The sequence below is a fragment of the Streptomyces sp. NPDC097129 genome, from assembly GCF_055668065.1.
Genome location: NZ_JBVOQE010000032.1, coordinates 1 through 5,221, shown reverse-complemented (window position 1 = coordinate 5,221; position 5,221 = coordinate 1). Strand labels below are relative to the sequence as shown.

Here is a 5,221-nt window from a genome sequence, read left to right as displayed (position 1 = left end):
TATAATCACCCCAATGAACAAAGTGAAGAAGGGCGCACTTATACAAACTTCGTTTGTGTGCGGTTTGCGTTGCAAACAAAGAGCATATTCGCTTGTTGCGAATATAAAAATTAAAATCCTTCATTCGCTGATGTGCGAATGAGTATCCGTCTTGTGACGAATACAAAAACTCATCGTAAGAGATTAATTATTTCTCATTGGCAAAATGCCATTTCGTCTAATTAATTTCTTACGATTCCATAATAAAAATTCTCCCACCTTACGGTACGATCATTTTTATTACGGCTACTACAAAATCTTTTGAAAAGGAGGTTCAAGCATATGGCAATCTATCACTTCTCAGCACAAATGATTTCCAGAGGAAAAGGACAATCAGCAATTGCGTCAGCTGCCTATCGTTCTGGTCAGCGTTTAGTTGATGAACAAACTAATGAAAGTAAATTTTACAAAAGAGAAGTGAAGCCGGAAACCCATATTCTTGCTCCTGAAAATTCCCCTGTTTGGGTTAAAAATCGTGAGATTCTTTGGAATGAAATTGAACGTTCTGAGAAAAGAAAGAACTCTCAATTAGCCAGAGAAATAAATATTGCTTTACCTAAAGAACTTTCCAATCAACAACAAACTGAATTAATCAAAGGCTACATCCAAGACCAATTTGTAGATAAAGGCATGGTTGCTGATATCGCTATTCATAGAGATGACTCCAACAATCCTCACGCTCACATAATGTTAACAACACGAGAAATTTCAGAAGAAGGCTTTACTACAAAGAATCGTGATTGGAACAAAAAAGAACTGCTGGAGCAGTGGAGAGAACAATGGTCAGAATACGCAAATAAAGCATTAGAACAATCAAACATCAAAGAACGAATTACACATAAATCTCACGCTGAACGTGGACTTGAAATCTTACCTACGGTTCATATGGGGCATGTCGCTTCTGATATGGAGAAAAAGGGGATGAAAACTGAGCGAGGTAATATTAATCGTGAAGTACAAAAGCATAATGCTATTGTTTATGACTTACAAAGATACCGCCAAGAGAAGCAACAAATAGAAGCAGAGTTAAAACAACAGGAGCAAAAGAAGTCTGTAGAATTAACTACTGAAGAACAAAAAAATGTGGAGGCAGCCAAACAAATTATTGGCGAAATTCCAACGGTAGCAACAATTGCCAACTATAGAAAATCATTAGAAGTACAGACCGAACAACAAAGAAAAGCACTAGAATCTTTAAAGACAAAAAATCACATAGTTTCTATTGCAGAACAAGCAGAAAAACAGCTTTCTCATTATGAAAAAACATTAGAAGAATTAAAGGGAAAACTTGATAAAGTAGGATTTTTCCAACGTAAGGAAAAAGAAAATTTGCGTGCTAGTATCAACACTTTACAAGATAAAATCATCAGCCAGCATGACCACTTAAATACATGTTTAAAAGAAGCTGGTTTATCTGCACGTGAAGAGATCCAGTTAGCTAAAAAGCAATTAAGTAAACAAATTGATACGTCTACTCGAACTTTAAACGGGAGCATCTTAAAATCTGTAGACCAAAAACAAATACTAAACCAGACAGAAGAAATACTAAAGCAAAAGCTAATTCGTAAAGTAGCTATCCAATATCCTGAATTGAAAACAGCAGGACAATATTTGGATTACAAGACAGCATCTAAATTGAACCGACTAAATGAGAAACAAGGAAAAACTATATCGCTCGACAACATAAAACATACTTTAGAACAAAGACAGCATAAAATTGAATTAAATCGAGAAGGTATTCAAAACTATAATCTGGCTGTTCGGAATGCTCAAAATGCAGAAAGTTATTTTAATCATCTTACTGAACTAGAAAAACGAATTGAACGAATCGAATCGAATCCTTACTTAAAAGGAAAAATTCTGTTTTCCAAGGAAGAACAACAAGCTTATCAGAAAGATTTACAAAAACGAGAACAGTTAACTCAAGCTATTCGAACCATCGGTTATGAAGATCGGGAGCATTTGGAACAACATAAAAGAGAAATAGAGAAAGTTGCTCCAGCACTTGAAAAAGTTCAACAAGAAACGCAAAGCCTAAGCCAAAGCAATGACTTTCTTTCAGCCATCCTAGAAGGGGTAGAACAAGCCCAAAAGCAGGAACACAAAGTAAATGCTAAGCAAAAACCAAAGCAACGCTTAAAAGGGCAAAACATTGGGTTAGAAAGGTAATCATGCTATATTCAAAAAAGCTACAGATGTGACAGCATCTGTAGCTAGCCTACTCTTTTAAGAATTGGCTCTATATTTTATAGATCAGTGAAATGACCTCCAAACAGCGCCAAGCCGTAGGGAGGTCATTTTTTATTTCTTATAGAGATTTGTTTATAAAAACAGATAATCAATCAAATAATACAAAAAAGGAGTTGAATACAAAATGAAGAAAATGATTACTGCAATGATATTATTAGTTGTTTTAGTAATGGGAATAAGCACAAATTCAATTCAAGCTAAGGAACCAGCAAAAGAATCATGGAGCAAATATCCTGATAACTCTAGTGAAAAGTTTGCTAGTCCAAATTCTTTTTATAGCTCAATAGACCAAAAACAATATACTGAATACAAGAACGCTAAAATTAACATTAGAGAAAAAGTCTCTTTTAAAGATGTGAACAAGGTGTTGTCAAAAGTAGATGAGTTTATTGGTGAAAATCGAGTTTCAGGTGATGGTTTTCATCCTAATAGACAAGTATATGTTTATTTAACAGTATCTGAAAATGGTAAAGATATAAAAAATATAATTGTTGATGCTGAAACAAAAAAAGTTCTTTTTAAATCCGAACCTTTAATAAAACGATAAAAAGGTTGCCTTTGGGTAGCCTTTTATTTCATTTTCCACTGCATTTCATACTTTGCAAAGACCTGGATTAGATCATCCACTAGTTTTTCATTTTCCTCCCCAGACAAAGGCTTTTTTGCGTAATCCCTTTTGTATTCAAATCCTACATACCAAGTGCGGTTCATATCAAATTCCCCATTTATGATTTTTTTTGAATCATCAAATTCCATAACTATCAACTCCCCCTTTAAAGTGTATACAAAGCCCGTAGAAGGCCGTTATCCATTTAACACCTTTAAATGCGTTATTTTAAAAAAGGGCTCAATATAACCCCTTTAAAACGTTCTCAATGCTATTAGTAAGGAGTATCATCATCATTATCTTTATTTTTCTTATCTAATGTTCTTTCAATTAATCTTTGAGATATAATTTTTTGTGTTTCAGACTTGGATTTAATATTAAATACAACTTCGAAAACACTTCTTCCCTTTTTAATCGTATCGTATGTAATCGTAATGTCAGTTAATTTATTGATTTCTTTAATAGCTTGTTCTATCACAAAACGCTTGAAATCAACCCATCTAGGTAATGTATCATCATCTAGATTTAGGACTTTCCTTAATTCATCCACTTCATAAATAATCCCTTGGACATTTTCGTAAGACTTTAATATTTCATAGAGCCTAATACTATATTGGCTTTTCATAGTCATTACATATAAGTAATTATATTTAGTGAAAAATTGCTTCAACTGCAACAAATGAGGCTTTAAATCTTTATCCAATTTAATATCAATTATGTCTTTCTTATGGTCTATAACTACTTTGTCGATCCACCTCATTAACACTTCCGTACCATCTTCTTGTTCCATCCAAAAACTTTTGTCGCTTATCTTTTTCAGGGAACTTTTAATAATCGAATAGTTTTTCCCACTTCTATCGCTGATTTGGCAAATTTTACAGTAATCCTTAATTGAAAAACGATACGTTTTAAAATCATCATCTTTTGGCTCAATCATTTGGATTACGTGCAATATCAATTTTTGTTCAACCAATGTTAAATCAAAACGAGTTTTTTGAATTAGATGATTAGATTTAACAACGGGGAAATTACGTGTTTCCATTTCTTTTAATTTTGGTACTCTATCAGATAATTTTTCTAATCTCCTTGCCATTTCTTTATTCCTTTCATAACTCTTGATATAACTATCATATTTAAAAGTGAGTTAAAAAACAAGTTTTTCTAAAAAACTCACTTTAAGTGCACCAAAACTCACTTTAAGTGCACCAAAACTCACTTTTAAGTGCACCAAAACTCACTTTAAGTGCACCAAAACTCACTTTTAAATTTTTGAGACTTACAGCCCCAAGGGTTTCAAGCTCCTATAAATAAGTAAAAAGGTTTTAAAAATCTTTAAAAAATAACTATATTATTAAAAGTTAAAATTATGTCCCTTAATTTTTTATATCAATCCGAATATTTCTTCAAATTAATAACATATATAATAAAAAATGGAAAAACAAAGAATGTTTAGGGAGGTATATATTGTGCAGGAGGAAGTAAAAGCTATTTTAATAGGTTTTGTTGCTCTGATCTCTGCTTATTTGACTGTATTTTCTTTATGGTTTTGTTTAGTTGCAATAATATTAGGAGTTATAGGATATAAACAAGCAAAAAAAATTAAAGAGAGAAAAAACAATTATATTTTTATGGGGAAAATCTTAAATAGTATAGGCATTTTGTCTTCTATATTATTATTTATGTATTATGTAACTGGTCCCATTTAATTTCGATTTTAAAGAAGAAAATACATCCTTTTATAAATAGAGTTAGATAAAGATACCGATTTTGATAAATTTCAAAATCGGTATCTTTTATCTAACCTAGAGTAGAAACACAATAAAATATGGATTAAGATTCTTTTGAACTCTGGACTTGAATCCCTAGTATATTTCTAGCTTGATTAATGTCCATGGCATTTACTCTATCTTTATTTTCCAAAATAGATTTTTGGAAAGAAGCAATCAACTTAATAGTTTCTTCTTCTCCTGTTATTCCTAAATGTTTTTCTAATAATCCACCCATTCTAATTAGCTTTTGTGTTCTTGCCTTTCTTTCCTTTTGTTTTAATTGGTTAGCAAGCCTTTGCTTCTCGGCTTGCATCTTCTTAATTTTTTCATCCATCTCTAATAGTCTTTCTTCTTCTGTCTTTCGAGCCAAAGCTCTCACTCCCCTACCGCCTTGTTTTTCTCTATTATAATCAAACTATCGCAGAAACACTAGAATTACATAATAGTATCTTCACTCTGCCTGTGGTATAATCACCCCAATGAACAAAGTGAAGAAGGGCGCACTTATACAAACTTCGTTTGTGTGCGGTTTGCGTTGCAAACAAAGAGCATATTC

5 protein-coding genes are annotated in these 5,221 nt (G+C 32.3%); 3 read left to right on the top strand and 2 right to left on the bottom strand.

The window, feature by feature from the left end:
• Positions 1-321 precede the first annotated feature (321 nt).
• Both mobQ and AC0B9F_RS37765 read left to right on the top strand, forming a co-directional pair.
• Positions 322-2,208, top strand: coding sequence for a MobQ family relaxase (gene mobQ, locus AC0B9F_RS37770; RefSeq protein ID WP_350623818.1), 1,887 nt, complete (start codon positions 322-324; stop codon positions 2,206-2,208).
• A 205-nt stretch (positions 2,209-2,413) separates the two neighbouring features.
• Positions 2,414-2,836, top strand: a complete 423-nt coding sequence (locus AC0B9F_RS37765; protein WP_350623821.1) for a hypothetical protein — start codon at positions 2,414-2,416, stop codon at positions 2,834-2,836.
• A 334-nt stretch (positions 2,837-3,170) separates the two neighbouring features.
• Here AC0B9F_RS37765 and AC0B9F_RS37760 read toward each other — a convergent pair whose 3' ends face one another.
• Positions 3,171-3,989, bottom strand: coding sequence for a replication initiation protein (locus AC0B9F_RS37760; protein WP_350623823.1), 819 nt, complete (start codon positions 3,987-3,989; stop codon positions 3,171-3,173).
• A gap of 373 nt (positions 3,990-4,362) precedes the next feature.
• Here AC0B9F_RS37760 and AC0B9F_RS37755 point away from each other — a divergent pair, with 373 nt between their 5' ends.
• Complete coding sequence (locus tag AC0B9F_RS37755; protein ID WP_350623825.1) at positions 4,363-4,602, top strand: hypothetical protein; 240 nt, start codon at positions 4,363-4,365, stop codon at positions 4,600-4,602.
• Between the two features lie 124 nt (positions 4,603-4,726).
• Here the strand turns inward: AC0B9F_RS37755 and AC0B9F_RS37750 are convergent, their stop codons facing one another.
• On the bottom strand, positions 4,727-5,044 hold the full coding sequence (locus AC0B9F_RS37750) for a hypothetical protein (protein WP_350623827.1): 318 nt from the start codon (positions 5,042-5,044) through the stop codon (positions 4,727-4,729).
• Between the last annotated feature and the right edge of the window lie 177 nt (positions 5,045-5,221).

Coding starts and splice junctions, on each gene's coding strand:
- mobQ (WP_350623818.1), top strand. CDS start 322: ATGGCAATCTATCACTTCTCAGCACAAATGATTTCCAGAGGAAAAGGA.
- AC0B9F_RS37765 (WP_350623821.1), top strand. CDS start 2,414: ATGAAGAAAATGATTACTGCAATGATATTATTAGTTGTTTTAGTAATG.
- AC0B9F_RS37760 (WP_350623823.1), bottom strand. CDS start 3,989: ATGGCAAGGAGATTAGAAAAATTATCTGATAGAGTACCAAAATTAAAA.